Consider the following 16,604-nt stretch of genomic DNA (forward strand, 5'->3'; position numbering starts at 1 on the left):
TCCACCCCAACATCCCGGGTTCCGCTTTCGCGGCCCCGGGATGACCAGGAGGGTGTCGGCTCGAACGGTGAGGAGCGAGAAATGATCTTCAGCCTCTCGCCACCGTGAAGCCGGCCCGCGGGAAGTGCAGGTGCAGCGTCCCGACCTGCGGATCGTCGCGGCGGATGACGATACGGCCCTCATCCACGGCCACGAGCCGGCCCTCGACCGGCACGCGGGCGAAGTCGTCCGGTGTCACCGTCACGGCGTCTCCCGGGGCGGCCGCGATCAGGTCTGGCACCGCGTTCACGGCCTCGATCGGCGCCGGCTCGGCGGTCCTTGCGATGTCGAGAGCGGCTTCGGCGCCCATCTCCCGCGGCCGGCCGTGGCCGAGCGCGGCGACCCGCTCGATCCAGCCGAGGATCGGCCCGAGCCCGAGCAGCTGGTCGATCGCTCCGGCCCGCCCGCCGCCGCGCATCAGCCAGAGCAGGTGGTAATGCGCCAGGTCCGCCACCCCGGGCCGGTCGCCGCCGAGGAATGGGCGGCTCTCGGACAAGGCTGCCGCGAGCCAGCAGGTCCAGGCCGCGACCCGCTGGGCGTTGCGGGCGAAATCCGGTTCCATGGCGGCATGGCTGATGTCGACGTAGAGGTAGTCGTCCTTGCGGTCGCGCAGGAAGGCCTCGGGCAGGTCGCCGGCGAAATGCACCGTGATGCCGATGACGGCGAGCCAGAGGTCGCGCTCGAGGCCGTAGGTCAGGCCCTCGGCGAGGGCAGGGATGAAGCCCGGATACAGGCTGGGCTCCGGGTGGAGGCGCTCCAGGGCCGGCAGGATCGCGTGGGTGTCGCAGTAGATGTCGGCGCCGACCTGCAGCACCGGGATGCGCCGGTAGCCGCCGGCGAGCGGAGCGAGGAGCGGGCGCGGCGGCATCATCGCGACGTCGACCGAGCCCCAGTCGAGACCCTTGATCCCGAGGGCGAGGCGGATCTTCTCGGCGTAGGGCGAGAAGGCGTAGTGGTGCAGGACGATCTGCGGCGCGGACATGAAGACTCTCCCGGTGGATGGATGCGTGGGGAGGTCAGGCCGGGAGGGCGCCGACCTGCTTCAGGAGGCCGAGATTGTCGAGGAGCGCCCAATGCTCCACCAGGCGCCCGTCGACGATGCGGAACAGGTCCATCACCGCGATGTCGATGCTGCGGCCGCTGGCGGGGAGCCCCATCAGGTCGCCGGTGTGCCGCCCCCGGAATCGCAGGCGCACCAGCACCCGGTCGCCCTCGGCGATCACCTCGTCGATCGGCAGCTTCATCTCGCTCACGCCGCCATGCAGCACCTCGCCGAGCCGGCGCACCCCCTCCGGGCCGCGCACCTCGAAGTTCAGGCCGGGGTCGTGGCGCACGAAATCCGGTGCGATGGTCCGCTGCCACCACGCCTCGTCCCGTTCGAGGAAGGCGGCGAAGTAGGCGCGGGCGAGAACCTTGTTGGCGTCGATCGACATGGCGTCCTCCCTGGATGCGCGAACGCCGCCGGGGCGGCCAGGCATCCGTAATTTATTTGTGCGCAACCGATCTGGTCGAGGTCCGTTCCCGCCGGACGGCCTCATCCTCGCACAAGGTGCAGCGAAGCGGAAAGCCCCTCGATGCGGGGAGCGGACGGAGGATGGTTCGCGCCAGTCCCGGAGGCGTCCTGCTCCCCCTTCGACCTCATCCTGACAATGTGCGAAGCAGCCTCGAAGGAGGCCTCCGGAAGTCGCCGAGATGTCTGGAGCGCTCCTTCAAGGCCCACGATGCGGGCATCTCAGGATGGGGTCGAGGGTGGGCGAGCCGATCGCTGCGGGCTCGATGCGCCTGTCGTGGAGTGGGGTTTCGGCTGATCGGCCGGCCCGGCCCCGTCTCAGCCTGCCGCGGATCTGCCGTCATCATTCCCTCCCCGGCACGGGAGCCGGGCGTCGTCGCGCCCGCTGTCCCATGCCCGAATGGCAGTATGTCCCGCCGACGTGGCCCGGTCGACGCCTCTCAGGGCCGCGCGTCCAGGAACTCCAGCACGCCGGCCTTGTGCACCTTGTCGCCGACCGCGAGGTTGTGGTCGCGGTTGGGGATCTCGAGGGCCTTAGCCTCCGGGATCAGGGCGGCGAGCGCGGGGCCGGAGCCCGCCACCGTGTCGGTGGTGCCGACCGCGACGAGCACCGGCACCTCGATCTGCGCCACCTCGGCCCGCGACAGGGTCTGGCGCGAGCCGCGCATGCAGGCGGCCAGCGCCCGCAGGTCGCTGCCGGTCTGCTCGGCGAAGACCCGGAACATCCGCGCCGTCGGGTCGGCGATCGCGTCGCGGGAGGGGGCCTCCATCGCCTCCGAGATGCCGGCCGGCAATCCCCGCCCCTCGACGAGGTGGATGCCCAACCCCCCGAGCAGGGCCGAGCGGACGCGATCCGGATGGGCGAGCGCCAGGAAGGCGGTGATCCGGGCCCCCATCGAGTAGCCCATCACGTCGGCGCGGGGGATGTCGAGGTGGTCGAGGAGTCGGCGGGCATCCTCGGCCATCAGGTCGGAGCCGTAGGCCTCCGGCTCGTAGAGCTTGCCGCTGCGGCCGTGGCCGCGATTGTCGAGGGCGACCACCCGCCGCCCGGCGCCGGTCAGGGTCCGCACCCAGGAGGTGTTGACCCAGTTGACGGCATGGTTCGACGCGAAGCCGTGAATCAGCAGGATCGGCTCGGCCCCGCCTTCCTTGGAGGCGACGTCGATCTTGGGGGCGACGTCGATATAGGCGATCGGCACGCCGTCCGAGTCGAAGGTCTGCATGGCAAGGGGGCTCCCGCGCGAGGTCGCGCCCGGCTTAGCTCAGGGCCGGGCGGCCCTGCAACGCGAGGGCGGCGCGTCAGGCCACCGCCGCCGGCGCGTCGAGCCCTGTCCGCGAGGCGGCCCGCGGGCCGTCCTCCGCCTCGTCGGCGAACCACATGACGGTGGCGCGCAGGCCCTGCTCCAGCGGCACGCGCGGGGCCCAGCCCAGGATCTCGCCCGCGCGGGTGATGTCGGGCCGGCGCCGGCGCGGATCGTCGACGGGCAGCGGGTGGTTGACGACCGCGGACGATGAGCCCGTCATCGCCAGCACCCGGCGCACCAGGTCGGACACCGTCAGCTCGACCGGGTTGCCGAGATTGACCGCGCCGATGTCGCGCGCCTGCGCCTCGTGCTCCATCAGGCGGTAGAGGCCGTCGATCAGGTCGTCGACGTAGCAGAACGAGCGGGTCTGGCTGCCGTCGCCGTAGACCGTGATGTCGTCTCCCGCGAGCGCCTGGCAGACGACGTTCGAGACCACCCGCCCGTCATCGGCGCGCATCCGCGGCCCGTAGGTGTTGAAGATGCGGGCCACCCGCACGGCGGTTCGGCCGGCCCGGGCGTAATCGGCGCAGAGCGTCTCGGCCGCCCGCTTGCCCTCGTCGTAGCAGGCGCGCGGCCCGGTCGGGTTCACGTGGCCCCAATAGCCCTCCGCCTGCGGGTGCATCTCCGGGTCGCCGTAGATCTCCGAGGTCGAGGCCTGGAGGAGGCGCGCCCCGGATTCCTCGGCGGCCAGCAGCAGGTGGCGGGTGCCGAGCACGCTGGTGAGCAGGGTGTGCTCCGGGTCGGCCTGGTAATGCGGCGGCGAGGCCGGGCAGGCGAGATTGTAGATCCGGGCGAAGCGCTGGCGCCGCAGCCGGGCCGGCAGGGGCTGGACCACGTCGTGGGTGACGAGATCGAAGCGCGGCTCGCGCTCGAGATGGCGCAGGTTGCGGCGCCGGCCGGTGCCGAGATGGTCGAGGCAGACGACCTCGTGCCCCTCGGCGAGCAACCGATCGCACAAGTGAGACCCCAGGAACCCCGCCCCGCCGGCGACCAGGACGAGCGTGCTCTCGCGGTGTCTCATGCGGTCGATCCTCTTCGGCCTGGCTGGGCGGAACCGCCCGGGGCGCCCCGACGGCGCCTCACGAATCCGGGATCTTTGTTCCTGGACCCGCACCCGCACCCAACGCGTCGCTCACGCCCTCGTTGCGATACAGGGTGTAAGTATTTTAGGGTGCGGCACGGATGCCGCCAGCCCCCGCATCGTGCAAGGCGGCGTGGTGCAAGGCGGCGTGCAGGGCGGCTTCGAGTTCGGCCGCCCGGCAGGCGGCGGTGTGGCGGGTGAGGACCCGGGCCCGCGCGGCCTCCGCCAGCGCCGTCCGGGCGGCCTCGTCCCGGCCGTCCAGGATCGCCAGCACCGCCTCCGGCCCCTCCGCCACCAGGATCTCGCGGCCCGGCGCGAGCACGGTGTCGAGCCCGTCCCAGGAATCGGAGATCAGCGGCGTGCCGCAGGCGGCAGCCTCGAACAGGCGCACGCTCGGGCTGTAGCCGGCGGCGATCATGTCGGCGCGGGTGACGTTCAGGGTGTAGCGGCTGGCGGCGTAGAAGGCCGGGTGGTCGGCCGGGCCGACATGGTCGAGGCGCACGACGTTCTCCGGCCAGTCGATCGTGTCCGGGTATTGCGGCCCGGCGACGGCGAAGGTCAGGTGCGGCGCCCGGCGCGCGGGCTCGATCAGGAGCCGCTCCAGGGTCGGCTGGCGGTCGGGACTGTAGGTGCCGAGATAGCTCAGGTCGTAGCGGAGCGGGCTCGCCCGCGGCGCGTAATGCTCCGGATCGACCGAGCAGTAGAGCGCCCGGGCCATCGGCGCGCCGTGCTCCCGCTCCAGCCGCGCGAGCGTCGGGCCGCCGGTGAAGGACAGGTAGAGGTCGTAGGCGCGGATCAGCTCCGGCGTCAGGTATTCGTGGTCGCCGCGGGCGAGCTTGGCCAGCGTCACCGGCGTGTCGATGTCGTAGAAGGACGCGACGGCGCCGGCCCGGTGGGCGGCCCGAATCGCCATCTGCCCGACCGCGACGCCGTCCGGCACGTAGGAACCGACCATCACGGCATCCGCGGCTTCGAGCCGCGGCGTCAGCGCGGTGAGTTCGGCGAGGTCGCGGTAGAGCACGAGGTTGCAATAGCCGGGCTCGGCGAGGTCGCGATGGGCGGCGTACCAGGGCACGTCGCGCTCCAGGAACGTGACCCGGTGGCCCCGCTCCGCGAAGGCCCGGAGCAGCGCCCGGTAGGTGGTGGCGTGGCCGTTGCCCCAGGACGAGGACAGGCTCAGGCCCAAAACGACGAGGTCGAGGGGCCGGCTCACGCTGCCGTCCCCCGGCGTGCGGCGAGCGCCCGGCGCAACAGCCGGTCGACCTCGGCCCCGCGCCGCGCATAGGTATGCTGGCCGAGGATGCGCCGGCGCGCCGCCTCCCCGATCCGCCGGGCCCGCTCCTCGGTCAGCGCCTCGACATGGGCGGCGACGTCGCGCCCGTCGCGGGCGACCAGCACCTCCTCGCCCTCGGTCAGGAACATCTCCAGGCCGGTCCAGGCGTCGGTGATCAGGCAGGCGCCGGCCCCGGCGGCCTCGAACACCCGGGTCGCCGGCGACCATCCGGTCGCCGCCATCGAATCGCGGGCGATGTTGAGCACGGCGCGGGGCGAGGTGTTGAAGGCGTTGTGGTCCGCCGTCGGCACGTGGCCGATGCGGCGCACGTTCTCGGGCAGGTCCCGCCACTCCCAGCCGTTGCCGCCGATGAGGAAGCGCCGCTCCGGCAGGCGTGCGGCGGGGGTCAGGAAGAACTCCTCCACCCGCGCCTCGCGGTCGGGCAGCCGGTTGCCCAGGAAGGCGAGGTCGGCATCGAACCGGGCCTGCGCCGGCACCGGGTGGTGGGTGTCGGGATCGAGCGCGTTGTAGATCGGCACGCAGTCCCGCGCCCCGAAGCCCCGATACGCCTCCACCACCGGCGGCCCGCCGCCATAGGTGAGAACGAGGTCGAGATCCGGCAGGATCCGCCGCATCGGGTGGTCGGGGGCGGCGCCGATCTCGGCCAGCGTCGCCGGCGCGTCGACGTCCCAGAACAGCCGCACCGCCTCCGGCCGGGCGGTCCGGGCCAGCTCCTCGAGCAGGAGGTCGTCGAAGACGCCGACGCCGGAGGCCTTCACCACCACGTCGGCCTTCGCCGCCTCGGCGATCACGCCCCGCGCCGCCGCCTCGGTGGCCGGGTAGACGACCACCGTCGCCCAGTCCGGCGGGTCGATGTCCCGGTGCTGCTGGCGCTCGAAGGCGTCGGGCTCGTAGAAGGTGGTGCGCCAGCCCCGGCCGGCGAGGTCGCGGATCAGGCCGCGGTAATAGGTGGCGGCACCGTTCCAGTAGGCGGAGAGCAGGCTGGAGCCGTAGAAGGCGAGGCTGGGCATGCGGCGCGGGGATCTCCCTCTTACGCACCGCGCACCCGCGATGCTCCCTGACTGTATCCCCAGATGGCGGAGCGGCGGCGTTTGGCAAATCCCCGCGGGCGAGAAGTCGGCGCAACGGCCCCGCGTTGACACCGCGGAAGCCGCAGCCGATACCGCGCCCGGCTCCCGATGCGCAGACAGATCCTCAAGACCGCGACGATCATCGTCCACGACCTCGTGGCGACGGCCCTCGCCGTGCTCCTCACCTTCGTGATCCGGTTCGACGGCCCGCTCCTCACGGAGCGGCTCGCGCACCTGCCGGTGCTGCTGCCGCCCTTCGTGGCCTGCGCCGGCCTGGTCTACCGCGCCTTCGGGCTCTACCGGACCAAGTGGCGCTTCGCCTCGCTGCCGGACCTCGCCAACATCGTCCGGGCGGTGGCGGTCCTCACGCTGCTGCTCCTGGTGCTCGACTACGTGCTGGTCTCGCCGGCTCTGTTCGGAATCTACTTCTTCGGCAAGATCGCCATCGGGCTCTACTTCGTCCTGCAGATCTTCCTGCTCGGCGGGCCGCGGCTGGCCTTCCGGTACCTGAAGTACAGCCGGTCACGCCAGAGCGCGGCGCGGGCCGCCAGCACCCCGACCCTGCTGGTCGGGCGCGGCCACGACATCGAGGTGGTGCTCCGCGCCATCGAATCGGGCGCCGTGCGCAAGCTCGACCCGAAGGGCATCCTCTCGCCCCGGGCCGAGGAGCAGGGCCAGACCATGCGCGGCGTGCCGGTGCTCGGCGCCGTCTCGGATCTGGAGGAGGTGGTGGCGGGGCTCATCCAGCGCGGCGTGCCGATCCGCCGCCTCGTCGCGACCCCGAGTGCGCTCGCCCCCGAGGCCGAGCCCGAGGCGCTGATCGCGCGGGCGCGCCGCCTCGGCCTGCCGCTCGCCCGGGTGACGAGCCTCGGCCATGCGGGCCGTGGGGCGGAGCTGGCCCCGATCGAGATCGAGGACCTGCTCCTGCGCCCGACCGTCGCCATCGACCGGCCGCGGCTGGAGCACTTCCTGACCGGGCAGCGGGTCGTCGTCACGGGCGGCGGCGGCTCCATCGGCTCTGAGATCTGCGCCCGGGCCGTCGCCTTCGGGGCGAGCGCCGTCCTGGTGCTGGAGAGTTCCGAGCCCGCCCTGCACGGGGTCCTGAGCCGCCCGGCGCTGACCGGCACCGAGGCGGAGGTCAGCGGGGTCATCGCCGACATCCGCGACCGCGACCGCCTGTTCCGGGTGCTGAAGGACTTCCGGCCCGACTACGTCTTCCACGCCGCCGCGTTGAAGCAGGTGCCCTACCTGGAGCGGGACTGGAGCGAGGGGATCAAGACCAACGTCTTCGGCTCGGTCAACGTCGCGGATGCGACGCTCGCCGCCGGCGCCAAGGCCCTGGTGATGATCTCGACCGACAAGGCGATCGAGCCGGTGTCGCAGCTCGGCGTCACCAAGCGCTTCGCCGAGATGTACGCCCAGGCCCTCGATGCCGGCCGTGCGCCCGACGAGACCCGCCTGGTGGCGGTGCGCTTCGGCAACGTGCTGGGCTCTGTCGGCTCGGTGGTGCCGGTGTTCAAGGCGCAGATCGCCCGCGGCGGACCGGTGACCCTCACCCACCCCGACATGGTGCGCTACTTCATGACGGTGCGCGAGGCGGCCGACCTCGTGCTCACCGCCGCCTCCCACGCCGACCGCGAGGCCCGCGACCCGGGGGCCGGCGACCAGCGCGCCGCCGTCTACGTGCTCAAGATGGGCCAGCCGGTGCGCATCCGCGACCTCGCCGAGCGGATGATCCGGCTCGCCGGCTTCGAGCCCGGCGAGGATATCGACGTGGTCGTCACCGGCGCCCGCCCGGGCGAGCGCCTGAACGAGATCCTGTTCGCCCGCGACGAGCCGATGGTGAACCTCGCCGGCATCGACGGCGTGATGGCGGCCAAGCCGGTCTTCGCCGACCGCGCCCAGTTGCAGGCCTGGCTCGACCGGCTGGCCGCTTCCGTGGCGGCGGACGACCGGGCGGCGGCGGACCGGGTGTTCGGGGAGGCGATCCCGGACTTCCTGCAGCGGGCGGGGGTCGAGGCGCCGGCTTTGTCCGGCGCGGGCTAAGCAGATTTCGCAGAAGCGGTCGCCGGGTTTGCGACAAAAATCTGCGTCCAAGCAAGAGCTTGAGCGGACGAAGCGCTGGCTTGCCAACGCATGCCTGCTCAGGACGGCGCCGGGCCGGCCTCGCCTCGCGGATGAACCTGCCCGCGCGATCCGGCCACGCCCGCCGTGCCGGGCGGCGCGTCGCTATCGGGTCATGAGTTCGCGCCATCGGGCGCAGTGCAGGTCGAGATGGTCGGGGGGCGCCAGCCCGTTATTGGCCAGCGCGAACCCGTCGTTCATCTCGATCAGCGCCATGTCGCCCCGGTCGGTGAGCCCGACATCGAGGGCGTATCCGGCCACCGACTGCCCGGCCGCGTCGAGCCGCGCGATCATCTCGCCGAGGAGGGCGTCCGTCGGCCTGAGGCCGGGCAGCAGGTCTTCGACCTGGCGGCAATCGACGCGCGACACGCCAGCCCCGAGAATGCGATAGGGGTGGATGCCGAGAAGGCGCGAGTGCAGGACGTAGCACCGGTATTCGGAGTACCACCCGACCGGCTCGCTGCAGAAGAACCATTCGGTGTCGAGGACCGGCGGCAGCGGTCCCAGGGAGCGCAGGCTCGGGACCACGCGCCCGCGAAGCCGCTTCGCCCCGACGATGCGCGGTCGGCACGGCTTGACGAAGACCGGCCCGTCGGCCGTCGGCGAGGCCAGGGCTTCCCCCTTCGCCAGCCACCAGCGGCGATGCAGGTAGGGTTCGAGGCTGGCCGGATAGGAGCCGACGATCCGGCCGGTGCGGCCGAGCGCGTCGAGCAGCCGCCAGCAGACCCCCAGGTCGGCCGAGACGAACACCTCGTCGGACGGCAGCCGCCCCTCGAGGTCGCGCAGGTCCGACGGATGGAGCGGGACGACCGGCACGCCGCGCTGCGCGAGCACCGCGTGGTGCTCGCGCAGATCGCGCAGGATCGACCCGTCGCCGGGCGCGGTCTCGGGCGCCGCCGCCCACCGCACGAGGTCGTCCTCGTTCGGCGTCTGCACGTAGGCGGTGCGCAGGCCGCGGCATTCCCCGGCGATGGTTGTCACGGCGGACCGGCCCGGCGACGCGGCGTCAGGAATTCGCCCAGTTGATCGTGTCGCCGCCCAGAACGTCCTTGATCAGCGGCTGCATCGCCTTGGCCCAGACGATCTTGGAGCCCTGGGCCGAGAACGAGCTGGCCAGCTGCGTCCCATTGACCAAGAGCGTCGCGTTGCCATGGCCGAGTTCCTTAATTTCGACCGTGATCGTGTTATCGTCCGTGATGTTCCGCAGGTCGCTCTGGATATCTTTCGCCGAATAGGCCTTTGTAGCCTGTAAACCCATTTTATTCTCCTGTATTTTTTGCTATGAGCGGGCAATTCGCGCAAATTGATTGTATTTTGTGGTGCTCGATGTGCGTTCGATTGTGTCGCGTAGCGCTGATTTGTTTATGATATGGACCCTTGTGAGGCAACATCGTTCTGGATTGATTGCTGGAAATCAATTTCCTATGTGCAAAAATATAGGATCAAATGATGCGACAGTAATACTTGTCGCGATGTTCCGCTAAGCAAACATGTGCCATCTCGTCAAGTTGTTTTGGCTCGAAGACTTGCTGATGGCCGGAGGAGTGCGCCGTCCCGACCGTCGGGCCGACATCCCCGGGCCGCTTTTCCCGTCTCGCCTCGAGGTCTGTGGAGCGGCGGGACGAGGATCTGCCGCGTGCCCTGGCGTGATGCGACGCCCTCCGGCTCGCGGGCCTTGCGCGCCCGGCCCGGAATTTTCCGAAGACCCCGCCGGAGGCGGCTTCAAGGCGGACACGCCCCGCGACCGGCCGGCCCGGAACCGCCGGCCTATTCTCCCGCCGGCGCGCCGTCCGTCCGTCCGGCGCAGTACCCCGCCACAGTCCCGATCGCCCACAACGCCTTGTCGAGAGCGGTCCCCGTGTCCCGCCGCAGGAGCGCGCGGCCGCCGCTCGCGGTGAAGCGGGCGAGGCGGAAGCCGAGATAGGCGAGGCCGTAGCGGTGGAGCCGCAGCACCCGGCCGAAGCCGCGGGCATAGTCGGCGGCGCGCCTGTGGCGGCCGGTCGCGGCGACCTGGTCGTGATGGACGACGAGGCCGTGGCGGAACACCACCCCCCTCCCCTGCCCGAGGAGACGCAACAGGAAATCGGTCTCCTCGCCGGAGCGGAACGGGGTGGACGCCCCGACGCCCAGGCTCTCGTCGAAGCCGCCCACGGCGCGGGCGGCGGCGGCGCGCACGAACAGGCCGTTCGAATTGCCGGCGAACCACACGTTGCGCCGGTCGACCGCCTGGTCGGCGGCCAGGAACGCGCCGAGGGATTCGCGGCCCGTCGCGTCGAGGGTGCGCCCGGTCACGGCGTCGGCCTCCGGGTGCTCGGCGAAGAGCCGCACCACCTCGGCGACGAGGCCGTCCGGGTACCAGCAATCGTCGTCCGGGAAGGCGACCAGGCCGGCGCGGCAGCGGGCGAGCCCGACATTGCGGGCCCGCGAGAGGCCCGGGGCCGAGCGGATATGGTCGATCGCGAGCCGGTCGCGGTAGCGCGCCATGATCGGCTCCAGGAGGCCGGGCTCGTTCTGGTCGACCAGCACCACCTCGAAGGTCCGGCAGGTCTGGACCAGCAGGGAGTCGAACAGCCGTTCGAGCTGCGCCGAGCGGCCCTTGGTGCAGACGAGCAGGGAGACGAGCGGCGGGGGGGCGGAGGGCATGGTGGGCTCGAGGCTCATCGTCGGGTCGGGTCGTCAGCCGCTGCGGGACAGTCGCAGGGACAGGTCGCCCGGGGCCTGAGCCGGACGCGCCGTCGCCGGCTCGGCGGCGTCCGGCCGTGTCTCGCGCACGACCTGCTTGAGGATCGTGAAGACGCGGTCCTGGTCGATCGCGCGGCTCAGGTTGTGGTCGGTGCCGTCGAGGATCTGGACCGGGTAGCCGAGGCGGCGCGCGATCCGCGCGTCCGCGCTGCCGAAATGCGCCCGCACCGCCGCGATCCCGAGGTCGTCGGCGCTGTAGACCATGCAGATCCGGGCGCCGCGGCGGCGCAGCCGCGCCACCCGCCCGGCGACGCTGGTGCCGCGCCAAGTGCGCCACGGCATCCGGGCGGTCCAGCGATCGAGGCGCGCCGCGCCGTCGCGCAGGAGCGCGCGGGCGATCTTCGCCAGGCCGAGATCGCCGGTCACGATCCGGCGCCAGAACCGGCCCTGCCGCGCCCGCTCCATGTAGCTCTGGCTATGGCGAAACGTGTCCCGCACCATGGTCTCGACGTCGGTGCCGGGCTTCAGGTCGAAGCAGTACAGGTTCACCAGCAGAGCGGCGCGCAGCCGGGGATCGCGGCTGAGGGCCTGGAACGCCTGGTAGGCGCCGCTGCAATTGCCCATGACCACGCCGGGCGCGTAGCCGGAGGCCACCAGGTGGTCGACGGCCGCCGTGACGTCGGCGACCGAGTCGGCCGCGTAGAGCGGCAGCGAGCCGTCGGGCCGGTCGAGGCTGTCGCCGATGCCGCGCAGGTCGAAGCGGAACGAGGCGATCCCGGCCTCGGCCAGCCGCCGGGATAACCGCGTCGTCTGCCGCCCGTGCCCGGCCCGCGGGTTGCGCCCGGAATTGACCACCAGAACGGTGTCGCCGCCCCAGGCTCCCGCCGGCCGGCACAGGATGCCGACGAGGCCCGGGCCGAAGCGCGACACCTCCTCGCGCCAAGCCGCGTCCTCGAGCCGGCAGGGCGGCAAGGACAAAGTTGGCAGGGACGCGGCGGGCGCGGGCGCCCCGGCGACGACGAAGCCGCGCACCACCTCGAAGGTCTGGTCGGGGGTTCGGGAGAAGAGCGGGTCGGAGACGAGCTGCGTCAGGTCCGGGAACGGCCCGGTCTCGACTTGGCTCCCGAGGGACCGGTAGCGCTCGGCCAGTGCCTCGACCTTCGGCCCCAGCATCAGGATCCGCGGCGCCGGGGCGCGCTCCGCCGCCGACAGGTCGATCCGCGCGAGGTCGGCGAGGGTCTGAGGGCCGAGAAGGAAGCTGCCGACCATCAGCGAGTCGGGCTCCTGCGGCATCGGCGTCCGGTCGGGCAGCACGTCGATGAGCCGCGACTGCATCGCCATCTCGCGGCGATAGGCCTTGCCGGTCACGAAGGGCGCGAGCATCACCAGCCGGTCGATCCCCTCGCCCGCGAGCGCCGCCAGGGTGGCGCCCAGCCGCAGGCCCACCACGACGACCTCGTCCACCCCCGCCCGCTCGCGCAGGAACGCGATGCCGGCCCGGATCGCGTCGCGCGCCGCCGGGATCTCGGGCCCCGCCGGGTCGCGCGAATCGCCCTGGCCCGGATAGTCGAAGCGCAGGGTCGGGCAGCCGCTCCGGGCGGTCATGCCGGCGAGCTCGCGCCACGAGCGGTAGGCGCACCATTGCTCGCTCCCGAAGGTGCCGCAGAGCAGCACGCCGCGCCGGTGCGATCCCGGGCTGTACCAGCCGAACGCATCGCCGAGCGCGACCGGAACCGGCTCCCCCATGGCGGGCGCAACGCCCACGCCGTCGGTCAGCATCCGCGCAGTTCCTTCTCTCTCGCCCGGAGCAGCGCCCGATCGCGTTGCCATCGTGAACTGTCCTGGGTCTTCAGCTTTGCTATCGTATCGACGGCCCGACAGTTTCCAAGTTGCCGGATTGCAAGTTTCTGGATTGTAAGCCGTCGGATCGCCTGGGGTCGAGCGGGCCCGGCGTCACGAGCGGGCGACACGGACCGGGCGGTTTCGTGCCAGGCTCGCGAGCCGCAGGCGGAGGATCATGGCCACGAAGACCACGATGTCGACGGTGTAGCGCCGCCCGAGGCGGCGCGGCTCGCGCAGGAGGCGGAACAGCCATTCGAGCCGCGCGAGACGAAACGCCGCAGGGGCGCGGGTCGACGCTCCGGCGGTGTAGTCGAGCAGGGCGCCGACTCCCATCAGCACGCGCGCGTCGATCCGGTGCGCGTGCTCGGCGATGAACATCTCCTGGGCCGGATTCCCGAGGGCGACGAGCAGGATGTCCGGCGCTGCGGCATTGATCTCGGCGAGCACGGCGCCCGTCTCCTCGGGCGCGAAGTAGCCGTGCCGCACGCCGACGATCCGGTGCTGCGGATGGAGGAGCGCCCAGTTGCGCGCCGCCGCCTCGGCGATGCCGGGCTTGGCGCCGAGCAGGAACAGCGAGCGCGGTGCGGTCTCGGCGGCCAGGAAGGCCGGGATCAGGTCGGTGCCGTTGAGGTTCTCGCGGAAGAGACGGCCGCGGAACAGTCCCGAGCACAGGTCGATGCCCAGGCCGTCGCTGACGAGCAGGAGGCTGCGCAGGGACGCGGCATAGGCCGGCAGGCACAACGCCTTCAGCAGCATGTTGGCGTTGCAGAAGCCGAGGCAGAGTTGCCCGCGCCGGTCGAGGGCGTCGCGCAGGCGCCCGAACAGCTCGTCGCGGGTGAGGTCGCTGACGGTGACGCCTTCGATGTCGAGCCGGTCGATGCTCGCAGCTCGGGGCGCCGGGTCGAGGGCGCGGTCAGGCATGGCACGCTTCCGAGGTGGGGTGGATGATCCGTGTCGAGGCAAGACCATCGTGGCGATCGATGAAGAAGTCCCGACCGGTCCCGCCCCGAGCAAAATGAATGCATTCTCCCCCGCCCGAGATGCAGCCTTAATTCAACGCAGGGTTAACGAGGGGTTTGACTCATTCCGAAAAGCTCATGTCGGGATCGTGTTGAATGGCTAAGCTTGTCGTCTTGAGCGTGACTCCGCACTGTTTCGCGGTGATCGCCGCAAGGCGCGGGGCCGCGTTAAAGTCCCGATAGGGGATGGCTGCTACCCCGGAGGCCGGAGCGGCGGGCGCGGAACCCCGCGCTCATCCAGAGGCGCGGACCTGATGCTGACCCTCGTCGCGCGGCTTCGCCGATCGGCCCGCTCGCAGCAATTCGCCTCGGCTTTCGTGGCGCGGATCGCCAGCGCCGTGCTCGGCTTCGTGATGCTCCTCGTCGCGAGCCGGCTCCTCACCACCTACGAATACGGCGTCTACGTCTTCCTGTTCTCGCTCGGCAGCGGGCTCGGGCTGATCGCGGTATTCGGCCAGCAGAACCTGGTGCTGAAGCATTACCGCGCGCAGGATGGCCTCGTGCCGCACAACGACGCGCTGGTCCGCTACAACCTCGGCTGGCTCACGGCCGCGATCGCCCTGATGCTGGCATCGAGCGCGGTGGTGTTCGTCGCCGAGGAGGCCCTGCCGGACCCCTATCACCGGCTCCACCTCGCCTGCGCCTTCGCGGCGGTGTTCGCGCTCAGCGAGTACCTTCAGAGCTATTTCCGCGTCCACGGCCGCATCTGGCTCGCGCTCCTGCCCCGGGAGGTGATCTGGCGCGGCGCCTGCTCGGTGCTGCTCTGGGGCGCCTCGCTCCTCGGCCTGCTGACCGGCGCCACCGCGGCGATGGCGATCGTGCTGGGGCTGCTCCTCGTGATGGCGCTCTACCAGGTCGGCCACCTCGCCGCGCATCACGGCTGGGATTCCTGGCGCGGCGGCTTCCGCCACCCGGAGAAGGCGCCGGCCTGGCGCGGCGAGAGCCTGCTGTTCACCGCCAACAACGTGATGGTGGCGGCGACGGCTTTCCTCGAGACCGTGATCGTCGGCGCCCTGCTCGGCATGGAGCAGGCGGCGTTCTACTTCGTGGCCCTGCGCTACGCCACCTTGGTCAACCTGCCGAGCGCGGCGATCGACACGGTCAGCCTGCCGATGATCGCGCGCCATTTCCAGGCCCGCGACCGGGAGGGCGCGCAGCGCCTGATCGGCCGGCTGTCGCTGGCGAGCTTCGCGATCTCCTCCGTCGGCGCCGTGGTGATGGCGTTCGGCGCGCCCTTCGCGCTCGCCCTGTTCAAGCCGGATTTCGTCGCCCATACCGACGTGCTGACGGTGCTCAGCCTGTCCTCGGTGGTCATCGCGTTCTTCGGGCCGGGCGCCTCGCTGCTGACGATCGGCGGCGGCGAGCGCTACATCCTGGTCAGCAACGCGGTCCTGTTCTCGCTCTACGCGGTCCTCCTCTGCCTCGTGGCGGTGCCGTTCGGCATCCTCGGCGTCGCCGTGGCGAATGTCGGCTGGACGGTCGTCATCAACCTGGTGCTCGCCCGCTGGGTGCGGGCGAACTGGAGCGTCGACAGCCGCGCCACCGCCTTCTTCACCCGCCGGGCCTGGGGCCCTGCGCCGATCCCCGTTTCAGCCACCGCGCAGGCGGCGGAGTGAGATGCGCCGCCTCCTTGCCCTCGCCTGCGCGATCCTGGCGCTTCCCCCTGCCCCCGCCGCGGCGGCGCCCGCCTGCCTGCGCGGCGTCAACATCAGCGGGGCCGAATTCGGCACGGTCCCGGGACGCTACGGCTTCGACTACCTCTACCCGTCGGCCTCGACGATCAGCCGCTTCGCGGCCCTCGGCCTCACGGCGATGCGGCTGCCGATCCGCTGGGAGCGCCTGCAGCCGAACCTTCGCCAGCCCTTCGACCCGGAAGAGCTCGGCCGCCTCGAAACCGCTGTCTCGGCCGCGACCCAGGCGGGCCTGCGCACGGTGATCGACCTGCACAACTACGCCTATTACGGCAAGGCGCGCATCGGCACCGAGATGGTGACGCCGGAGGCCTTCGCGGATGTCTGGCGGCGCCTGGCGCAGCACTTCCGCGGCGACCCCTCCGTGGTGTTCGGGCTGATGAACGAGCCGCACGACATCCCGGCCGAGCGCTGGCTCATCTCCGCCAACGCCGCCATCGCGGCGATCCGGGAGGCGGGGGCCGCGCACCTCGTGCTGGTGCCGGGCTCCGGCTGGAGCGGGGCGCATAGCTGGACGGCCGACCTGCCGACCGGCAACAACGCCGCGGTCATGCTCGGCGTGGTCGATCCGGGCAAGAACGTCGCCTACGAGGTGCACCAGTACCTCGATGCCGACTATTCCGGCACCCATGCCGAGTGCAGCCGCGGCGCCGACGCCCTGCAGGCGGTGGAGCGCCTGACCGGCTGGCTGGCGCAGAACGGGCGCCGTGCCTTCCTCGGCGAGATCGGCGCCTCCGGCCGCCGGGGCTGCCCGGAGCGCCTGCAGGCGGTGCTGACCCATGTCAACGCGAACCCGAAGCAATGGGTCGGCTGGACCGTCTGGGCCGCCGGCGACCTCTGGGCACCGGACTATCCCTTGAGGCTCGACCCGGCCGGGGCCACCGCCCCGGTCGTGGCCGCGATCCAGGCCGCCGCCCAGGCGAAGCCGTCCTGCGAGCCGTGAGCGCC

Annotated in this window: 14 protein-coding genes; 3 read left to right on the top strand and 11 right to left on the bottom strand. The window is 71.7% G+C overall.

The genetic code is table 11. The features are described 5' to 3' along the window. Positions 1 to 88: 88 nt before the first annotated feature. The 6 genes from VQ03_RS10765 to VQ03_RS10790 form a co-directional block, all read right to left on the bottom strand. A complete protein-coding gene (locus VQ03_RS10765; protein ID WP_048450875.1) occupies positions 89 to 1,021 on the bottom strand; it encodes a glutathione S-transferase family protein in 933 nt (310 codons plus the stop codon). A gap of 34 nt (positions 1,022 to 1,055) precedes the next feature. Then, on the bottom strand, positions 1,056 to 1,472 hold the full coding sequence (locus tag VQ03_RS10770; protein WP_048450876.1) for an ester cyclase: 417 nt from the start codon (positions 1,470 to 1,472) through the stop codon (positions 1,056 to 1,058). A 517-nt stretch (positions 1,473 to 1,989) separates the two neighbouring features. After that, positions 1,990 to 2,772 (bottom strand): alpha/beta fold hydrolase, encoded by a 783-nt coding sequence (locus VQ03_RS10775; RefSeq protein WP_048450877.1) that lies wholly within the window; start codon positions 2,770 to 2,772, stop codon positions 1,990 to 1,992. 76 nt (positions 2,773 to 2,848) lie between these two features. Then, positions 2,849 to 3,874, bottom strand: a complete 1,026-nt coding sequence (locus tag VQ03_RS10780) for a UDP-glucuronic acid decarboxylase family protein (protein ID WP_048450878.1) — start codon at positions 3,872 to 3,874, stop codon at positions 2,849 to 2,851. A gap of 145 nt (positions 3,875 to 4,019) precedes the next feature. Continuing rightward, entirely contained in the window at positions 4,020 to 5,147 is a 1,128-nt protein-coding gene (locus VQ03_RS10785; protein ID WP_048450879.1) for a CgeB family protein, read from the bottom strand. Further along, complete coding sequence (locus tag VQ03_RS10790; protein ID WP_048450880.1) at positions 5,144 to 6,238, bottom strand: CgeB family protein; 1,095 nt, start codon at positions 6,236 to 6,238, stop codon at positions 5,144 to 5,146. Before VQ03_RS10790 ends, VQ03_RS10785 begins: the two co-directional genes overlap by 4 nt. A 168-nt stretch (positions 6,239 to 6,406) precedes the next feature. On the opposite strand from VQ03_RS10790, the gene VQ03_RS10795 reads away from it, so the two are divergent. Beyond that, entirely contained in the window at positions 6,407 to 8,344 is a 1,938-nt protein-coding gene (locus VQ03_RS10795; protein ID WP_048450881.1) for an SDR family NAD(P)-dependent oxidoreductase, read from the top strand. Positions 8,345 to 8,527: 183 nt separating this feature from the next. Here VQ03_RS10795 and VQ03_RS30960 read toward each other — a convergent pair whose 3' ends face one another. The 5 genes from VQ03_RS30960 to VQ03_RS10820 all read right to left on the bottom strand — a co-directional run bounded on the left by VQ03_RS30960 (position 8,528) and on the right by VQ03_RS10820 (position 13,867). Next, the gene (locus tag VQ03_RS30960; RefSeq protein WP_053078498.1) at positions 8,528 to 9,403 is read right to left on the bottom strand and encodes an ATP-grasp domain-containing protein; all 876 of its coding nucleotides are present in this window, start codon (positions 9,401 to 9,403) and stop codon (positions 8,528 to 8,530) included. A gap of 25 nt (positions 9,404 to 9,428) precedes the next feature. Next, entirely contained in the window at positions 9,429 to 9,680 is a 252-nt protein-coding gene (locus VQ03_RS10805) for a hypothetical protein (protein ID WP_048450882.1), read from the bottom strand. A gap of 509 nt (positions 9,681 to 10,189) precedes the next feature. Continuing rightward, a complete protein-coding gene (locus VQ03_RS10810) occupies positions 10,190 to 11,083 on the bottom strand; it encodes a glycosyltransferase family 2 protein (RefSeq protein WP_053078499.1) in 894 nt (297 codons plus the stop codon). A gap of 15 nt (positions 11,084 to 11,098) precedes the next feature. Further along, the gene (locus VQ03_RS10815) at positions 11,099 to 12,883 is read right to left on the bottom strand and encodes an alpha/beta fold hydrolase (RefSeq protein ID WP_083467921.1); all 1,785 of its coding nucleotides are present in this window, start codon (positions 12,881 to 12,883) and stop codon (positions 11,099 to 11,101) included. A 174-nt stretch (positions 12,884 to 13,057) separates the two neighbouring features. After that, positions 13,058 to 13,867 carry a WecB/TagA/CpsF family glycosyltransferase gene (locus tag VQ03_RS10820; RefSeq protein WP_048450883.1) on the bottom strand — a complete coding sequence of 270 codons (810 nt, stop codon included), beginning with the start codon at positions 13,865 to 13,867 and terminating at the stop codon, positions 13,058 to 13,060. A gap of 352 nt (positions 13,868 to 14,219) precedes the next feature. Here VQ03_RS10820 and VQ03_RS10825 point away from each other — a divergent pair, with 352 nt between their 5' ends. Next, positions 14,220 to 15,581 (top strand): lipopolysaccharide biosynthesis protein, encoded by a 1,362-nt coding sequence (locus VQ03_RS10825; RefSeq protein WP_048450884.1) that lies wholly within the window; start codon positions 14,220 to 14,222, stop codon positions 15,579 to 15,581. Between the two features lies 1 nt (position 15,582). After that, a complete protein-coding gene (locus VQ03_RS10830; RefSeq protein ID WP_048450885.1) occupies positions 15,583 to 16,599 on the top strand; it encodes a glycoside hydrolase family 5 protein in 1,017 nt (338 codons plus the stop codon). Positions 16,600 to 16,604: the final 5 nt, after the last annotated feature.

The organism is Methylobacterium tarhaniae (assembly GCF_001043955.1).
GTDB classification, from domain to species: domain Bacteria; phylum Pseudomonadota; class Alphaproteobacteria; order Rhizobiales; family Beijerinckiaceae; genus Methylobacterium; species Methylobacterium tarhaniae.